Source organism: Diplocloster agilis (assembly GCF_019042275.1).
GTDB lineage: Bacteria > Bacillota > Clostridia > Lachnospirales > Lachnospiraceae > Diplocloster > Diplocloster agilis.
In genome coordinates this window covers 67,026-84,068 of sequence record NZ_JAHQCW010000004.1, presented here as the reverse complement: position 1 = coordinate 84,068, position 17,043 = coordinate 67,026, and the positions used below count along the sequence as shown (strand labels likewise).

At 53.4% G+C, this 17,043-nt stretch carries 15 protein-coding genes; 13 read left to right on the top strand and 2 right to left on the bottom strand.

What is annotated here, in order from left to right; translation table 11 throughout:
• The first annotated feature begins 77 nt into the window (after positions 1-77).
• The 6 genes from KTH89_RS03845 (at position 78) to KTH89_RS03820 (ending at position 10,004) form a co-directional block, all read left to right on the top strand.
• Positions 78-3,248 (top strand): type 1 glutamine amidotransferase family protein, encoded by a 3,171-nt coding sequence (locus KTH89_RS03845; RefSeq protein WP_158342292.1) that lies wholly within the window; start codon positions 78-80, stop codon positions 3,246-3,248.
• Positions 3,249-3,258: 10 nt separating this feature from the next.
• On the top strand, positions 3,259-4,278 hold the full coding sequence (locus KTH89_RS03840; protein ID WP_158342291.1) for a sialidase family protein: 1,020 nt from the start codon (positions 3,259-3,261) through the stop codon (positions 4,276-4,278).
• Positions 4,279-4,325: 47 nt separating this feature from the next.
• On the top strand, positions 4,326-5,246 hold the full coding sequence (locus KTH89_RS03835; RefSeq protein ID WP_158342290.1) for a dihydrodipicolinate synthase family protein: 921 nt from the start codon (positions 4,326-4,328) through the stop codon (positions 5,244-5,246).
• A gap of 23 nt (positions 5,247-5,269) precedes the next feature.
• Positions 5,270-8,491, top strand: coding sequence for a glycosyl hydrolase (locus tag KTH89_RS03830; RefSeq protein WP_275061747.1), 3,222 nt, complete (start codon positions 5,270-5,272; stop codon positions 8,489-8,491).
• Complete coding sequence (locus KTH89_RS03825) at positions 8,481-8,951, top strand: YhcH/YjgK/YiaL family protein (protein ID WP_158342289.1); 471 nt, start codon at positions 8,481-8,483, stop codon at positions 8,949-8,951. The genes KTH89_RS03830 and KTH89_RS03825 overlap by 11 nt, the downstream gene beginning before the upstream one ends.
• Positions 8,952-9,050: 99 nt before the next feature.
• Positions 9,051-10,004, top strand: coding sequence for a phosphoglycerate dehydrogenase (locus tag KTH89_RS03820; RefSeq protein WP_158342288.1), 954 nt, complete (start codon positions 9,051-9,053; stop codon positions 10,002-10,004).
• A gap of 28 nt (positions 10,005-10,032) precedes the next feature.
• Here KTH89_RS03820 and KTH89_RS03815 read toward each other — a convergent pair whose 3' ends face one another.
• A complete protein-coding gene (locus KTH89_RS03815) occupies positions 10,033-10,524 on the bottom strand; it encodes a helix-turn-helix domain-containing protein (RefSeq protein ID WP_158342287.1) in 492 nt (163 codons plus the stop codon).
• A gap of 305 nt (positions 10,525-10,829) precedes the next feature.
• Here KTH89_RS03815 and KTH89_RS03810 point away from each other — a divergent pair, with 305 nt between their 5' ends.
• On the top strand, positions 10,830-11,183 hold the full coding sequence (locus KTH89_RS03810; RefSeq protein ID WP_238720691.1) for a hypothetical protein: 354 nt from the start codon (positions 10,830-10,832) through the stop codon (positions 11,181-11,183).
• Between the two features lie 37 nt (positions 11,184-11,220).
• Here the strand turns inward: KTH89_RS03810 and KTH89_RS03805 are convergent, their stop codons facing one another.
• Positions 11,221-11,583, bottom strand: a complete 363-nt coding sequence (locus KTH89_RS03805) for a helix-turn-helix domain-containing protein (RefSeq protein WP_158342285.1) — start codon at positions 11,581-11,583, stop codon at positions 11,221-11,223.
• A 125-nt stretch (positions 11,584-11,708) separates the two neighbouring features.
• Between KTH89_RS03805 and KTH89_RS03800 the strand changes: the two genes are divergently transcribed.
• The 6 genes from KTH89_RS03800 to KTH89_RS03775 are packed head-to-tail and all read left to right on the top strand — an operon-like array spanning position 11,709 to position 16,959.
• Positions 11,709-11,882: a hypothetical protein gene (locus KTH89_RS03800; RefSeq protein WP_238720690.1), complete on the top strand. Its 174-nt coding sequence runs from the start codon at positions 11,709-11,711 to the stop codon at positions 11,880-11,882.
• Between the two features lie 48 nt (positions 11,883-11,930).
• A complete protein-coding gene (locus tag KTH89_RS03795) occupies positions 11,931-12,809 on the top strand; it encodes a class II fructose-bisphosphate aldolase (protein ID WP_158342284.1) in 879 nt (292 codons plus the stop codon).
• 18 nt (positions 12,810-12,827) lie between these two features.
• Positions 12,828-13,772 carry a carbohydrate kinase family protein gene (locus KTH89_RS03790; RefSeq protein WP_158342283.1) on the top strand — a complete coding sequence of 315 codons (945 nt, stop codon included), beginning with the start codon at positions 12,828-12,830 and terminating at the stop codon, positions 13,770-13,772.
• Positions 13,762-14,703 (top strand): aldo/keto reductase, encoded by a 942-nt coding sequence (locus KTH89_RS03785; protein WP_158342282.1) that lies wholly within the window; start codon positions 13,762-13,764, stop codon positions 14,701-14,703. Before KTH89_RS03790 ends, KTH89_RS03785 begins: the two co-directional genes overlap by 11 nt.
• A gap of 16 nt (positions 14,704-14,719) precedes the next feature.
• Complete coding sequence (locus KTH89_RS03780) at positions 14,720-15,763, top strand: NAD(P)-dependent alcohol dehydrogenase (protein ID WP_238720688.1); 1,044 nt, start codon at positions 14,720-14,722, stop codon at positions 15,761-15,763.
• A 14-nt stretch (positions 15,764-15,777) separates the two neighbouring features.
• Positions 15,778-16,959 carry an iron-containing alcohol dehydrogenase gene (locus tag KTH89_RS03775; protein ID WP_158342280.1) on the top strand — a complete coding sequence of 394 codons (1,182 nt, stop codon included), beginning with the start codon at positions 15,778-15,780 and terminating at the stop codon, positions 16,957-16,959.
• Positions 16,960-17,043 lie beyond the last annotated feature (84 nt).

The following is a 17,043-nucleotide window of genomic DNA, read 5'->3' as shown; positions in this document are numbered from 1 at the left end:
TTGGGACATGTCCAGAATGAAATGGACATGTCCCAAACTGGAATGGACATGTCCCCAACTGAAACGGAGGGCATTACATGTTATACAAGAAAGCACAGGAACCGGAGCTGTCAAAGTCTCTGTTCCGGAATCCGACCAGCGAGTACCGGGCGGCCCCTTTCTGGGCCTGGAACTGCGGCCTGGAGGATGAGCTTTTGTTAAAGGAGATCGGACAGTTAAAGGAGATGGGAATGGGCGGCTTTCACATGCACTGCCGTGTGGGCCTGGACACCCGCTACCTGGGAGAAGATTTCTTTCAGAAAATCAAGATGTGTGAGGAAGAGGCCAAGAAGCAGAATATGCTCTGCTGGCTCTACGACGAGGACCGCTGGCCCTCCGGCAGCGCCGGCGGTTTTGTGACCCGGGATCAGCAGTACCGCACCAGATTCCTGGTTTTCGCGCCGGACGACGCGCCGGACCCGGAGGAGGGGGCCTATATGGCCGCGGCCAAGGCGGTGCGCAGTAAGAACCGGACGGGGATTGGAAAATACCGGATTCATCTGGACGAAGAGGGATATATGACATCCTACGAAAAAGTGGATGATGAGGAAGAGGCAGGCAGCGAAGCAACCGGAGACCTGTGGAAAGCCTATCTGGAAATCTCGGGCGATACCCCTTGGTTTAATAATCAGGCTTATGTAAATACACTGGATAAAAAGGCCATTGACCGTTTTATTGAACTGACCCATGAAAAATATTATGAAGAGTTAAAAGAAGATTTTGGAACAAAGATTCCGGCAATTTTTACCGACGAACCCCAGACCAGCCATAAAGAAATGCTGCGGGAGCCGTTCTCCAGAGAACCGGTTATCTTTCCTTTCACCGATGACTTTGAAGACACTTTCCGGGAAAAATATGGCTTTTCTATTATTGAACATCTGCCGGAGCTGATCTGGGAACAGAAGGATATCCCGGTATCCCACGCCCGTTATCTCTATCATGTCCATGTCAGTGAACGTTTTTCGGAGGCCTTCGGAGACAATATCGGTAATTGGTGCCGGGAACATGGCATCGCCCTGACCGGCCATATGATGAATGAATGGACGCTGCACTCCCAGACGCTGGCCATCGGGGAAGTGATGCGCCCCATGAAGAATTTCGGCCTGCCCGGAATCGACATGCTGTGCGACCGCCGGGAATATTCCACGGCCAAGCAGGCGCAGAGCATCGCCCGCCAGGAGGGCCGGGAAGGGGTCATGAGCGAGCTGTACGGAGTGACCGGCTGGGACTTTGACCTCCGGAACCACAAACTGGCGGGGGACTGGCAGGCCGCGCTGGGAGTCACCGTGCGCGTGCCTCATTTGAGCTGGGTCTCCATGGAAGGGGAAGCCAAGCGGGATTATCCCGCCAGCATCGGTTACCAGTCCCCGTGGTACAAAGAATACCCCTACATAGAGAATCACTTTGCCAGACTGAACACGGCCCTGACCCGGGGAACGCCCCATGTGCGGGTCGGCGTCATCCACCCGGTGGAATCCTATTGGATTCATTGGGGAAATAAAGAACAGACCTCCTTAATCCGTCAGGTATTGGAACATAATTTTGAAACCCTGATCGAGTGGCTTCTGTTCGGTCTGATCGACTTTGACTTCCTGTCGGAATCCGTTCTGGAGGAGGAACAGGCGCAGACCCAGGATTCGAAATTCCATATGGGAGCAATGGCCTATGACGTGGTAATCGTACCCGAATGCCACACACTGAGAAAGCATACCGTTGACCTGCTGGAAGCATTCGCGGACAGGGGCGGCGAAGTGCTGTTTATGGGAAATCTGCCGCGCTATATGGACGCCAGAGTGAGCGGGGCGCCGGAAAAGCTGGCCTTACGCTGTACGAGAATCCCCTTTAACCGGGGAAATCTGCTGGAAGCGCTGGAGAAATACCGGGATATCGACATTACGGTACGGGGTGTCGACGGAGACGATCCCACCAGAATGAAACACAAAGAGACCGGAAACCGGGCCTCCAACCTGTTCTATCAGCTGCGGGACGACGGCAGCGGCCAGTGGCTGTTCATCTGCCATGTGAATAAGCCAAGAAACGAGCATATTACCTACACGGAGGAATGGACCATCCGGCTCAACCGGCGCTGCCGTCCGGTGGTTTACGATACCATGACGGGAGAAATATATCCCATAGATGCAAAATACCAAAACGGCAGAACCCTCATTACCTATTACGGTTCACAGCACGACAGCCTGCTTCTTCGGCTGGAACCGGTTCCTAAGGGACAGGAAGTACCGGCGAAGACCGGGCTTGGAAAACAAGTCTGTCATCTGCCCAAAGAGACCTCCGAATTACCGGAACCCAGCGGATATGAGCTGGAGGAGGAAAACGCGCTGCTGTTAGATCTGGCGGAATATGCGTTTGACGGGGAGGCATGGCAGCCGGAAGAAGAGATCCTGAGAATCGACAACAAGTTCCGGGAAAAGCTGGGACTGCCCCTGCGGATGGAAGCCCTGGCCCAGCCCTGGATATACGAAGAGGAAGAAAAGGCTGACCACACCCTGCGGCTGCGGTTTACGATCAGCTCGGAGGTGGAGGTAAACGCTCCGGTTCTTGCGATGGAACACCCGGAGCAGGCCCAAATCCGGCTGAATGGCCGGCCGGTTCCCCTGCAGGACACCGGCTGGTACGTGGATGAGTGCATCCGCAAGACAGCGCTGCCCCCGATCTGCGCCGGAAAAAATATTCTGGAGATAACCCTTCCCTTCGGCCGAAAGACCAATGTGGAATGGTGTTATCTGCTGGGAGGCTTCGGCGTTCAGGTCAGCGGCCGGAAAAAGAAGCTGATCCCCCTTCCGGAAAAGATTCAGTTCGGAGACTTCACCAGGCAGGGTCTGCCGTTCTATGCGGGGAATCTGGTCTATGAGGTTCCGTTAACCTGCGGCGAAGGTGAGCTTCATCTGGAGTTCTCCCACTACCGCGGGGCGCTGATACAGGTGGAACTGGACGGGAAAAAGGCTGGAAATGTGGTGCTGGCCCCGTATCGGATCAACTGCGGCCATGTGAAAAAGGGAGCGCACCAATTGAGAATAAAGATCTTCGGAAACCGGCATAACGCCTTCGGGCCGGTTCACAACGCGGACGCCGCGGAAACCTGGTATGGGCCGAATCTGTGGCGGACACAGGGGAACAAGTGGAGCTATGAATACCAGCTGAAAGAGATGGGAATCCTGACCACTCCTGTCTGCTGGCTGGAAGAGGAATAGAGGAAAAAGTATGTATCGGGTGATAGAGAGACAACTCATTTCCCTGGAGGGAAAAACACAGATGTGCCATGCCTCCACCCTTCTGAGAGCAGAAGAAGACCGCATGCTGGCCGCCTGGTTCGGAGGCAGCGCGGAAGGCGCGCCGGACACGGGAATCTGGATGGCCGCCCGGGAAGCAGGAACCTTCAGCAGTCCATGGCTCATAGAAGCCACGGAGGAACCCCACTGGAATCCGGTACTGTTCCGTTACAGTGAACAGGTGATCGGCCTCTGCTTTAAGGTCGGACATAAGATCAGCCAATGGAGGACCATGGTCGTGCAATCCACGGATGGCGGCCGGACCTGGACGAAATCCAGAGAACTGGTTCCCGGCGATCTGGGAGGCCGCGGGCCTGTGAAGAATAAAATGATCCGTTTATCCGACGGAAGTATCCTGGCGCCGGCATCCCTGGAAACAGATGTGTGGACAGCCTTTGTAGACAGGAGCGTGGACGAAGGCGGTCATTGGATCAGGAGCAAGGATATCTGCATACCACAGAGCGGCTATCTGCCCCAACAGGAAATAACCGGCAGCGGCATACCGGTAACCGAACAGTCTTTTGCGGGCAGAGGGGTGATACAGCCCTCTCTGTGGGAATCCGCCCCGGGAAATGTGCATATGCTGCTGAGAAGTTCGGAAGGCCGGGTATTCCGGAGCGATTCCGAAGATTACGGGCAGAGCTGGTGTCCGGCCTATGCCACGGGGCTGCCCAATAATAACAGCGGTCTGGATCTGGTGCGGATGGAGGATGGCCGGCTGGTTCTGGCGTGCAATCCGGTCGCTGAAAACTGGGGCAGGCGGTCCCCCATTTCGCTGCTGACCTCAGATGACAACGGAATCCACTGGGATAAACTGTTGGATATGGAGACCGGACAGGGAGAATTCTCCTATCCGGCGGTGATCGCGGAAGGCCGCCGTATTCATGTCACATACACCTATAAACGCGAAGCCGTCGCTTACTGGTGTCTGGAACTGGACGGATTTAAATAATTGTAAATAAAAAATAAAAAGAGAAAAGATTCAGGAGGAATAAAGTTATGAGAACAGAATTTCCAAAGGGTGTATATCCGGTTATGTTAACGCCATTCACAGAGGACAATAAGGTAGACTATGAATCCCTCGGCAGACTGATCGAGTGGTATATCGACGCAGGGGTAGCCGGTTTATTTGCCGTCTGCCAGTCCAGCGAGATGTTCTTCTTATCCCTGGAAGAGCGCGTCGAGATTACCCGCTTCGTGGTGGAAAAAGCAGCCGGAAGAGTCGCTGTGGTTTCCTCCGGCCATATATCCGATTCTCTTGAGGATCAGGCGAAAGAACTGAACGAAATCGCAAAAGCCGGCGCGGATGCGGTGATCATGTTAACGAACCGTCTGGCAAAAGAAGAGGAAAGCGATGAAATCTGGCTCTCCAATCTGAAGAAATTGTTAAAAGAGCTTCCCGAAGATCTTCCTCTGGGCTTTTACGAGTGCCCCTATCCCTACAAGAGGGTCATGACGCCCGAGCTGTTGAAGTGGTGCGCCCAGACCGGCCGGTTCTATTTCACCAAAGATACCAGCTGCGACATGGAAAATATTAAAGGAAAACTGGAAGCCATCAAGGGCAGCAAATTAAAACTATTCAACGCCAACACCTCCACCCTTTTGGATTCCCTCCGGGAAGGAGCCGGCGGCTTCAGCGGGGTAATGGCCAACTTCCATCCCGAACTCTATGTATGGCTGACGGAGAATTTCGAGAAAGAGCCGGAGAAAGCCGGAATCATGGCGGACTTCCTGACCATGGCCTCCTTCATTGAGCGCCAGGTATATCCGATCAATGCGAAATATTATCAGCGCAAGATCGGGAATTTCCGGACAATCGTATCCCGTACGAAAGACCCGGCCCTGCTCAATGACACCTGCGTGTCGGAAGTGGAACAGTTTATCCGGATGACCGAGTACATGAAAGGCATACTGCTTTAAGATGGGTTTTTTGAGGTGATAGATTGAGAACGATTGAAGAATTGAAGCTGGAGTTATCGAATCCTTCGGAAGCTTACCGGAGCGCCCCGTTCTGGGCCTGGAACGACCGGCTGGAGGAAGGGGAGCTGGCCCGGCAGATCGACGGGATGCAGGAACAGGGAATGGGAGGCTTTTTTATTCATTCCCGGGAAGGGCTGGAGACGGAATATCTGTCGGAAGAATGGATGCAGGCGGTAGGCACGGCGGTTAAAAGAGCCGCCGGGCAGCGTATGGAGGCATGGATCTATGATGAGGACAAATGGCCGTCCGGCAGCGCCGGCGGGCTGGTAAGCAAAACAGACCCCGGGAAGTATACGGCCAAGGCAATCAGCCTGGAAATATTTGATGCGGGGCATTTGCCGGAACACACGATACGGGTGGGAGATGCCTGTGAGGATGGTACGGTAGTAGCTCTGATGTCTGCCCGGATCGAAGGGCGGACGGTCGGGAAGTATACGCGGGAAGAGACGCTTAAGACCGGGCAGGAGATACCCAAGGGGTATGCCTGGCTGGTGTTCCGGGTGGAGATCTCAGGAGAGAGTGAATGGTATAATGGTTTCGCGCCGTCGGATAATCTGAATCCGGCTGCGGTCAGAACGTTTCTCGATCTGACCCATGAGCGCTATAAGGAGCGCTTTCAGAGCGAGTTCGGACGCACGGTGAAAGGCTTTTTTACCGATGAACCGAATTTTTGCGACTTTTTTAGCGTGTTCACCAAGGGGAGGCCCTGGATTCCCTGGGGAGAGGGAATGGACGAATATTTCCGGGAGAAGAGGGGCTATTCTTTTTATGACTATTTACCCTACCTGTATTATGACGGGGAAGGGTGCGAAAAGATAAGGCATGATTACTGGCATACGCTGACCGAACGGTTCAGCGAGTGTTATGCGAAGCAGCTCTATGACTGGTGTGATGCGAACCGACTGCTGATGACGGGACACATGCTGTATGAAAATGACCTGGGTTACGGGGCCCGGGTATGCGGCGCGGCCATGCCCCACTACCGGTATATGCATGCGCCCGGGATTGATATTCTGGGAGAGCAGACCCGGGAATATCTGACGGTCAAGCAATGTACCAGCGTGGCCAACCAGTATAACCGGGATATGGTTTTGACGGAAACGTATGGCTGTACGGGCTGGGACTTTACGTTTGAAGGGCAGAAATGGCTGGGAGACTGGCAGTTCGTGCTGGGCGTGAACCGCAGGTGCCAGCATCTGGCGCTGTATTCCATAACCGGCTGCCGTAAACGGGACTACCCTCCGGTATTCAACTACCAGACGACCTGGTGGGAGAATAACAGGATTCTGGAGGATTACTTCGGAAGAGTGTCCGCCTGCGTCCGAACCGGGGAAGTGGTGCGGGATATTCTGGTCATACATCCCATGTCGACGATCTGGACCATGTGCGCGAGCGCGCCGGACGAGGATCTGAATCATGTGGAAATGAATATGGGATGGCTGGATGAACATATTTTCCGCCTGAACCGGGTTGGGGAAGAGTATAACCGTTTGGCAAAAACGCTGATGGGGATTCATCAGGATTTTGATTTCGGCGATGAGATGATACTGGAAGAAGCGGGCCGGGTGCAGGAAGGGAAGCTTTTCGTGCAGGAGCGCTCTTATAGCATAGTGATTGTGCCCAGAGTAGCTACGCTGTTTTCCGGCACAGTGAAACTTCTGAACGATTTTATGGATCAGGGCGGCAAGGTAATCTGGACCGGGCCCATGATCTCCATGGTCAATGGACGATATATCCCGGAAATATCCGAGCCCGGCGCGGACGCAGACCGCTGTGAGTTAAGAAGGCTTGCGCAGCATCCCAATCTGCAGCGGGCGGAAGATTATGAGCAGGCGGTTTCCCGTCTGAACCATATCCATCCACGCTTGCTGCGGGTTAAAAATGACCGGATGCAGGAAGATACGGACATTCTGGCTATGATCCGGAAAACGGAGGACGGCTATCTGATATTTGCCGCGAACAACGACCGGGAACATCAGCACCGGGTAATGCTGCGGTTCGCTGCCCCGGGGGCGGTGCAGAGCTACGACCCGCTTGACGATGTGACACGTCCGGCTGCGGTCAGAGTCCTGGAGCAAGGCGGAATCGAATTTGTAGAAACTTTCACGCCCGCCATGAGCCGGGTATATTTCATCCGCACCGGGCAAAAACCTCTGGAAGGCGGCGCTGCGTTCCCTTACGAGCATCCCCACCGGGCGGACAGGGTATGGGCGTGCCTGGGGCCGGAAGCTATGATTACCAGAGATATGGAAAATGTGCTGACGCTGGACCGGTGCAGTTACCGGCTGGCGGATACGGAGCAGGACATCTGCGCACTCCCCTGGTCGCCGGACATGGAAGTCTGGCAGGCCCAGCGGCAGATGCGGGATGCCATGGGGCTCCGGCAGATCTACTATAACGGCGCTCCGCAGCGGTACAGCTGGATCGGCGAGGAGTGCGGCGCCGACGGCAAAGTCTTTGAACTAAAATTTACGTTTGAGGTAAATGAGATCCCGGACGGTCCCCTGTATGCGGCTATTGAAAAGCCCCTGGACTATAGCCTGACCTGTAACCGGAAGGCTTGTCAGGAGACGCAGGAATATTTCCTGGACCGGAAGATTATACGCTTCCGGGTGAACGGATTAAAGAAGGGTGTAAATGAGCTGATCCTGAAAGGAATCTACAGGAATACAACCGAATTGGAGGATATCTACCTTCTGGGAGATTTTATGGTGGATTCGGAGCGCCGGATGATACAAGATCGCGGAAGGCTGCATTTCGGGGACTGGACGATGCAGGGCCTGTACCATTATCCGGGCAGCGTTGTCTATCATTTTCAGGTGGAACAGCCGCCGGAGAGGCAAAAGCGCTACGAGCTTAAGCTGGGTGACTACCGGGGAACCCTCGGGAAAGTCACGGTCAACGGTAAAAACGCCGGGATTCTGATTGGAAATACCAGGAAAAACGTGGACATTACGGACTTTTTAACCACGGGAAGCAATGCCATAGATATTCAGATCATCGGAAGTCCCAGAAATATGTTCGGGCCATTCCACCAGAAATATACCGGATGCAGCCGGATCAGCTGGGAGGATTTTCGGACCGCCGGCGAATTCCACACGGATTCCTATGTTCTGAAGCCCTATGGTCTTCAGGGACAGATCGTGATAGCGGAGCTGGAAGGAGAGAGCGCGTATGATTATTGATAAAATAGAACACCTTCAGGCCTACGGGCTGACGGAGCGCCAGTGCGGCCTGATTCAGGATTTTATCCGGGAAGCAGGCGCAAAAATGCCGCCGGAAGGCAGGTATGAACTGGACGGCGATAAGCTTTTTGTCCTGGTCCAGTGCTATGAGACCCGGGAAAAGTCAGCCGGGAAAATGGAATCCCATAAGGCTCATCTGGATCTGCAATACATGATGGACGGGGAAGAACTGGTCTTCCTTAATTTTGCGGACGAGTTAAACGTAATAGAGGATCAGACGCCGGAGGGGGATTTTGTCTTTTACCGGACACCGGACGAATCTGTCTGCGCAAAACTGAAAACAGGAATGTTTATGCTGATGTATCCGTGGGATGCGCATCTCCCCTGCTGCCGGATCAATAGCCCTTCCCCGGTAAAAAAGCTCGTATTCAAGATCCGGCTGGATAAAACTGAAAAATAACGAAATGGACATCACGAAATGGACATGTCCCAAATTGATCGTAATAGACATGATCGAAATGGACATGTCCCCAATCGAACAGAAAGGACTCAAACGGTAATGAAAAAAATATTAGTAACCGCCACCAACTATTCAAAATATTGTCTGGAAGGCAAAAAAATCCTGGAAGACTATGGGTGCGAAATTGTGGAGAACCCTCATGACCGTCCCTATACCCCGGAAGAGTTAAAGGAAGTCATAGCAGACATTGACGGTGTGGTAGCAGGCGTCGATACATGGAACCAGGAAATCTTCGGCCTGGCTCCGAAGCTGAAAGCCATTGCGCGCTTTGGCGTGGGAGTCGACAATATAGATCTGGACGCTGCCAAAGCCCACGGAATCACGGTCAGCAACTGCCCGGGCGTGAATACCTCCGCGGTTGCGGAGCAGGCGGTCGGCCTGATACTAAGCCTCACCAGACGAATCCCGTTCCTGAATGCGGCCATCCGCCGGGGAGAATGGGTCCGCCCTATGGCCCACGAGCTGAAAAGCCAGACCGTCGGCTTCCTGGGGTTCGGGGCTATCGCCCGGAATGTAGCGGAAAAGCTGCAGGGCTTTCATCCGGCAATGATCGCGTACGACAAATATCCGAATCAGGAAAAGGCGGATGAGCTTGGCGTACGGCTTTGCAGTCTCGAAGAAGTATTGGAGCAGAGCGATATCATCTCCATCCACCTGCCCGCAACGCCTGAGACCGCACAGCTGATCAACCGGGAAACCATCGCCCGCATGAAAGACGGAGTATGCCTGATTAATACCGCCCGTGGAACCATAGTGGACGAAAAAGCGCTCTGTGAAGCTCTGGAGTCCGGAAAAATCGCGGGCGCAGGCACCGATGTATTTGCCTCAGAGCCGGTATTGCCCGACAATCCGCTGTTTGCTTTTGAACAGTATGTAGCTACGCCCCATACTTCGGCAGAGACCTATGAAAACTGCGCGACTACATCGGTCGTTACAGCGGAAGCGCTGATTGCCGTATTTGAGGGCAAAGAGCCGGTAAACAGGCTGGTTTAAGGCTGCGGATCTTCCGCGGGACTTTCCTCTAATCCTTCTCTCCCTTTTCCCTGAATTCAGGAATCCTGCCCAAAAGCTCCAGCTGTTCCAGAGCCTTTAGAAGGCCGTCCCGGTTTAAAGCCAGGAGATGCCGGAGCGCCTCGTCAATCAGCTCCTGGTTCTCCCCGTACGCAGGAAAGGACAGGTCCTGCGTACGAGAGGAAAGATTTGACAGAGAGGAGGACAGGACCGGGCCGGGGGAATAGGTGGTATCCTCCTGAATACAGGAGGCTGCATCGGAGCCTGGATCCCCCGACTCTGAAGTCGGAGGATCCAGGATGTCTTCCGGACGAAGGCCGAGCACTTTACATAAACTGCAGACCTTGTCATAGCGCGGCCGGTATTTTCCGGCTTCATAACAGCGCAGAGTCACTTCATTGATGCCGGCTGATTCAGCCAGCTGTTTCTGAGTCAATTTCTGAATATTCCGATAGTATCGGATTCGTGATCCGATGGTATTCTGATGATCGATAAGAACCACCTCCTGTGATGTTCATCGCACCCTTTTCTTTCCCAATTGCCGAGAGGTAAAGTGAATTCAAAAATAGAACATATGTTCTTGACAGAGCGCAGATGTATTGCTATAATAAGTATACAGAGTTATTTAACTCTGTAATATTTTAAAAATATTCATATCCCTTCTTATCCTTCCCATCCGAAGGAATTCCAGTAATTTCTCTGTGTAGTTCCAACACAGAAAATCCATTTAGAAAATAGAAACTGCAGTATTGATAATGTAAGAATTTGAAATGCCGGGAGGAGGATTCCGGAAAGGAGCTGTATGCTTTGAATGATATGAACATAATCCGTGTAGATAAAAACGGGCTGACAGAGGCTATGAAACTTCTGCTGTATGAAAGGTATACGATGGAGCCGGATGATTTTGTGGTTCTGTATGACTTAAATGCGGATACCCTCTTTGTAGATCCGATGGTGCCGGAGCAGGAGGTAAGCCTGTTTGCCAGGATCGCCGGAGCCGGCATTCCCTGTATAAACGACCCGGACAGCGAGCTGGCTCCGGTAAGCGAACAGATCATCCGTACTTATGGTTTTACGGTCTGGCTGATCCTCTTCGACTGCTATCAGGACAGAAGAAAATGGAAAACGGATCGAAAGAGCCGGGAGGATTTCCGGAGGTAACTCTCCGGCTGAAATCCCGGCCTTCGCTCCGGGAATCTCAGCTTTGCGTTTCCGGCGCGGCCATTCCGTACTGCCGTTTAAAACTGGCGAAGGTTTCCGCAAATGCCAGCATCGCCAAAACTTCTTCATCCGGCATTTTCCTGATTTTACGGATGAATTCTTTTTTAATTGCCGATAGGGTAGGAGATGCCATTTTGCTGCCACTTTCGTTTATGATCCATTCTGCTGAATATCCAAAACGTTCTTCGATTAATTTTGCCAATGTCTCTGAGATATTTGTCTTCTTTCCATTGACCAGCTGATTCACATAGTTGGCGCTTATCCCCAGAGTGGAAGCAAATTCCACCTGCTTCATATTTTTTTCCGACAGGATACATTTTATCCGATCACCCAGTGTCATACTATACCACCTCAATTCTTGAAGCTAGCATATCATAAAAGTATCACTTGGTCAAATAAAAATTAGCTTGACATTTGACTTTGTTCGATACATACTTTGCTTAAGTCAAAGAAAGGAGGCGGATTATGAAGATTCAGTATGATAATCGAAGAGCGCTGATTCATGTGCTGGATTGCCTGGATGAATCGGAAACAAAACAACTGCTGGCATTCGCCGCGGGTTATGAAGCCTGTAGAAAGCAGCTGCAGACAGAGGAATTCCCGGATGAGACGCAGAAGCCTCCGGTGGATCACTCATAACCACCTGACTGATTAAGGAACCGATACAGAAGAAGGAGGAGAAGGAAAATGTCACTAGTTACACTCAAAGAGGTACTTCGCGAATCTGTGGAACGAAGATACGCCGTCGGGGCCTTTGACACTGCGAGCTATCAGAACACAGCGGCGATACTGAAGGCGGCGGAACAGACCGGAACCCCTATGATCCTGATGGTTACATGGGGGATGATCGAGGAGCAGGAGAAACCCGGGGAATATGTAAAGCTGACGCTGGAAATGATCCGCAATGCCGGTGTACCGGTCGCGCTCCATCTGGATCATGGGGGAAGCTTCGAGGATTGCATGAAGGCGATTCACGCCGGTTTTTCAGGAGTGATGTTTGACGGTTCGTCTCTGCCCATGGAAGAGAACATCCGCATCACGAAAAAAGTTACGGAGGCCGCCCATGCTTGCGGTGTCAGCGTGGAAGCGGAGATCGGACATGTGGGCGGCGCAGAGGGGGGAGCGCTTCTCAAGGATGGGGCGGTCGCTGACAGCGCGAATTTCACCACGCCGGAAGAAGCCGTGAGATTTGTGGAAGCCACCGGGGTGGACGCTTTGGCCGTTGCGATCGGTACGGTCCACGGAATATACCGGGGGACGCCGAAGCTGGATCTGAAGCGGCTGTCCGATATCCGCAGCCAGGTGGACATTCCTCTGGTGATGCACGGGGGTTCCGGTTTGACACCGGAGGCTTTCCGGGGAGCCGTGGAACATGGAATTAACAAGATCAACTTTTTTACCGGCATGTCCCTGGCCGCCGCAGGCGCAGTGAAGGAGACTGTCGCCAAAGCGGGTGACCGTCCGATTCACATGCAGGAGATTCAGGAAGCGGCAGATCAGGCGGTTACAAAGATCGTCAGGGAGCATATTGAGATTTTTCAAACACAGCCGTTAATCGGATGTTGAAACGATGGAGGGAGTAAGATGCCAGATAAAGTAATATGCGTCGGGTTCTGCTGCGTGGATGTATGCATTCGCGGAGTTGCGCAGATAGATTTCAGCAAAGAGCTGATTCCGGTAAAGGAGACCTCTATCTGGATCGGCGGCGATGCGGTGAATGAGTCCTATGTGCTGAACAAGCTGGGGAAAAAGGTGGAATTGATCACCGGCCTTGGGGGAGATCCCACCGCGGACTTTATCCGTATGGTGCTGGATGAGGCCGGCGTGGATTATTCCAAAAGCGTCACGAATCCGGACAGCCCCTCCATGTTGTCGGTGCCTTTGATCCGGGAAGATGCGGAGCGCAGCTTTTTCAATGCAGCCCGCCCGGAATCACTGAGCTTCCGGGTGGACCCGGAGAAGGTCCGGGGGGCGCGGGTCGTATCGCTGGCCAGCCTCTACTTCCCGCCCTTTGATGACGTGGACAATGCGCTGGCAGTGGCAAGGGCGGCCAAGGAAAGCGGAGCCATTGTCTGCGCCGACATGATGTATTCCGAGGGATGCAGACTGGAAACCTACCGGGATCTCTGGCCCTGTATCGATTATTTCTTTCCCAACCAGGAGGAAGCCCGGGGACTGACCGGTGAAGATGATCCGGACCGGATGGCGGAGCGGATACTCTCCTTCGGGGTGTCCAATGTCATAATCAAGATCGGAAAGAGAGGCTGTCTGGCCAGAAACCGGGATACCCGCATGATCGTGCCGCCTTTCCTGGTGGAAGCGGTGGACACGACAGGAGCCGGGGATAATTTTGCGGCAGGATTTATTACGGGTCTGATGGAAGGCCAGGACCTGTATCATTGCTGCCGATACGCCAATGCGGCAGCTTCGATCGCGGTCGCTCACATAGGGGCTTCCACCGGTGTTCGGAGCCGGGAACAACTGCAGGAGGTTTTGGATTCGGAGAAGGAGGTTTCACATGCGTTATAAAAAATTCGGAAAAACTGGATTGGATGTATCCGTTCTGACAACAGGCACCTGGGCCATTGGCGGCGCCAACTGGGGCGAGGTCAATGAAGTGGACAGCATCGCGGCGATACAGGAGATGGCCGCCCAGGGAGTCAACCTGATCGACACGGCGCCCGGTTATAATGCCGGACATTCGGAACGGGTAGTGGGAGAGGCAGTCCGAAGCATTCGGGATAAGGTGTATCTGACGACAAAGACGGCGCTCTACACCGGACCCGACGGCAGCTATATCAAGGACGGCAGAGCGGCAAATATCTTGCGTCAGTGCGAGGAATCGCTCAAGAATCTGGGCACGGACTATATCGATATTTACCTGATCCATTGGCCGGACCCGAAGGTGGAGATCGGAGAGTCTATGGGAGCCATGGTAAAACTGCTGGATCAGGGGAAGATCCGCCATATCGGCGTATCGAATTTTTCCGAAGCACAGATCCTGGAAGCGGAAAAGTACGGGCCGGTGGAGGTGATCCAGCCGCCCTTCTCCATGGTAAACCGTGTGGAAACCGATCTGATGAACTGGTGCGCGCGGCGTGAGATCGGAATCATGACTTACGGGTCTCTGGGAGCCGGGATTCTGACCGGAGCGATCCGGGCCATGCCGGATTTCCCGCCGGAGGATACCCGGAGAACCTTCTATCCGTATTTTGAAGAACCCATGTTTACACAGATCATGGAGCTCCTGAAAACTCTGGATATAGTGGCGGGGAACCACCATGCGCCGGTCGCCCAGGTGGCGCTGAACTGGAGTATACAAAAGGAGTATGTACATACGGCCATTGTAGGCGTGAGAAATGAAAAAGAAGCGGCGGAAAACTGCCGTGGAATGGATTGGGAATTGTCACCGGAAGAGATCGCGATGATCGATGCGGCCATCGCGGATAATCTGGATTGAAAGGGGGATTTTTGCTATGCAGAATCAGAGTGCCTATCTGTTAAAAGCGTTTGAATTTGAGATCAGGGATGTACCTATGCCGGAGTGCGGGCCGGACGATGTTATGATTGAGATCAAACATGTGGGAGTCTGCGGTTCCGATGTGGGTTTCTTTGAAGATCCCACCTATGGGGGATTTGTGAAAGAACCGCCTCTGCCTTTTATTTTGGGACATGAATGCGCCGGAGTCGTCACCCGGACGGGGAAAAATGTGAAACATCTGAAAGAGGGGGACCGTGTGGCTGTGGAACCAGGTATCCCCTGCGGAAAATGTGACTATTGCCTGGAAGGACGTTATAACCTCTGCGATAACATGATTTTCATGGCTTCCCCGCCGTTTCAGACGGCGGCGCTGAGCCGTTACATATCCTATCCGGCTTTTATGGCGTTCCGGCTTCCGGACTCCGTTTCCACTTTGGAAGGAGCGATGTTCGAGCCGTTCGCCGTAGGTATGCACGCGGCCAAGCGCAGCGGTATCTTTCTTGGCAAGACTGCGGTCGTGCTGGGGTCCGGCTGTATCGGCCTGATGACGCTGCTGGCCTGCCGGGCGCTGGGAGCTTCCGCCGTGATCATAGCCGACCTGTATGACAACCGTCTGGCGAAGGCGAAGGAGCTGGGAGCAACTGCGGTGATCAATTCCTCCAGACAGAATCTGATGGAGGAAGTCCTGCGGCTTACCGGCGGGAAAGGCGCGGATTTCGTATTTGAGACGGCGGGCAGTAAAGTTACCGCCGCGATGACGCCGGATCTGGTGAAGAAGGGCGGAAAGATCGTCCTGGTGGGCAATGTCCATGAGGATGTTCCGATTAATCAGCTGCAGCTGAACAACAATGAGGTGGATCTCCTGAGCGTATTCCGCTATCACGGGATCTATCCGCTGGTACTGGATGCGGTGGCGTCCGGCAAGGTGGACGTATCCGGGGTGGTGTCCCATACTTTCAAATTTGAGGAAGTGCAGAAAGCCTTCGAATGCGCGTTAAATGAGAAACAGACAGCGGTGAAGGTAGCCATAGAGTTCTAAGGGAGGGACAGGCCATGAGACCATTTAATTTCTGTATTCCTACAGAGATGATATACGGTAAGGGAAGAGTGAATGAGGCAGGCGAACAGGTAAAGATGCGGGGCCATAAAGCTCTGCTGTTGTCCTACGACAAAGAGGTGCTGGAACAGATCGGGATCTATGAACAGCTGCATCAGTCCTTAAACGGGGCGGGAGTGCAGACCGTGGAGCACCTGGGGGTCAAATCCAATCCCGATGTTGCGCATGCCAGGGAAGGAATCCAAAAGGTTCTGGAGAACGGGATCGGCGTCATCCTGGCCGTGGGCGGAGGAAGTGTGATAGACGAGGGCAAATGCATTGCCGCCGGCGCGCTCTATGACGGGGATGTCTGGGACCTGTACGAGGGAAAAGGAGAACTCTCGGATGCGCTGCCTCTGGTTACGGTCTGCACCATACCGGCCACCAGCTCGGAGATGAACTGTATCTCGGTCATGAATAATGAGGAGAAAAAACAAAAATCCGCACTGTCCGGACCGGAGATCTATCCCAGGGCTTCCATCCTGGACCCGGAGCTGACCTACGGCATTCCGATCCGGAATACGGCCTACTCCGCCGCGGATATTATATCCCATCTTTCGGAGGCTTACTTTACGGAGCAGGAGCGCTGGACGCCGATTCAGGACGGATATTGCGAGAGCCTGATGCGTACAGTAATGGAATGTATGGAATGCCTGCTGGAGAATCCGAAGGATGAGGAGGCGCGGGACACCATGATGTGGGCTGCATCCATTTCCTGGAATGAATTTTACCGCTGCGGTCTTGGAAAGACTTACGTGCCCTGTCATATTCTGTCCCATCCGCTCAGCGGACGTTATGATACGCCTCATGGCGCTGCGGTCTCCATTGTCACTACCGGTTGGATGCGCTACATGCTGGACAAAAAGGATGAGCGCCTGATCGGAAGATTTGCAAAATTCGCGCGGCAGGTATTCGGAATCCGGATGTTCCCGGAGGAATTTCAGGCGCGGCTGGGTATGAAAGCCCTGCAGGAGTGGTACCACCGGATCGGTGTCCCGGCCTCCTTTCGGGAAGGGGAGATACCGACCAGGGAGGTGGATCTTCTGGTGGAAGCGGCTTACAGAGACTGCCTGGACAACGGGATAGAAGATGAGTATAACAAAACCGCGCTGAAGGCGATGTATGAATACTGTTTTTAGACATCGGATTACCGGGATCTTATGTGTAAATTACAGGGAGCACGCAGCTGCGTGCAGTAAGCAAAAATACAGATGGGAGGAAGG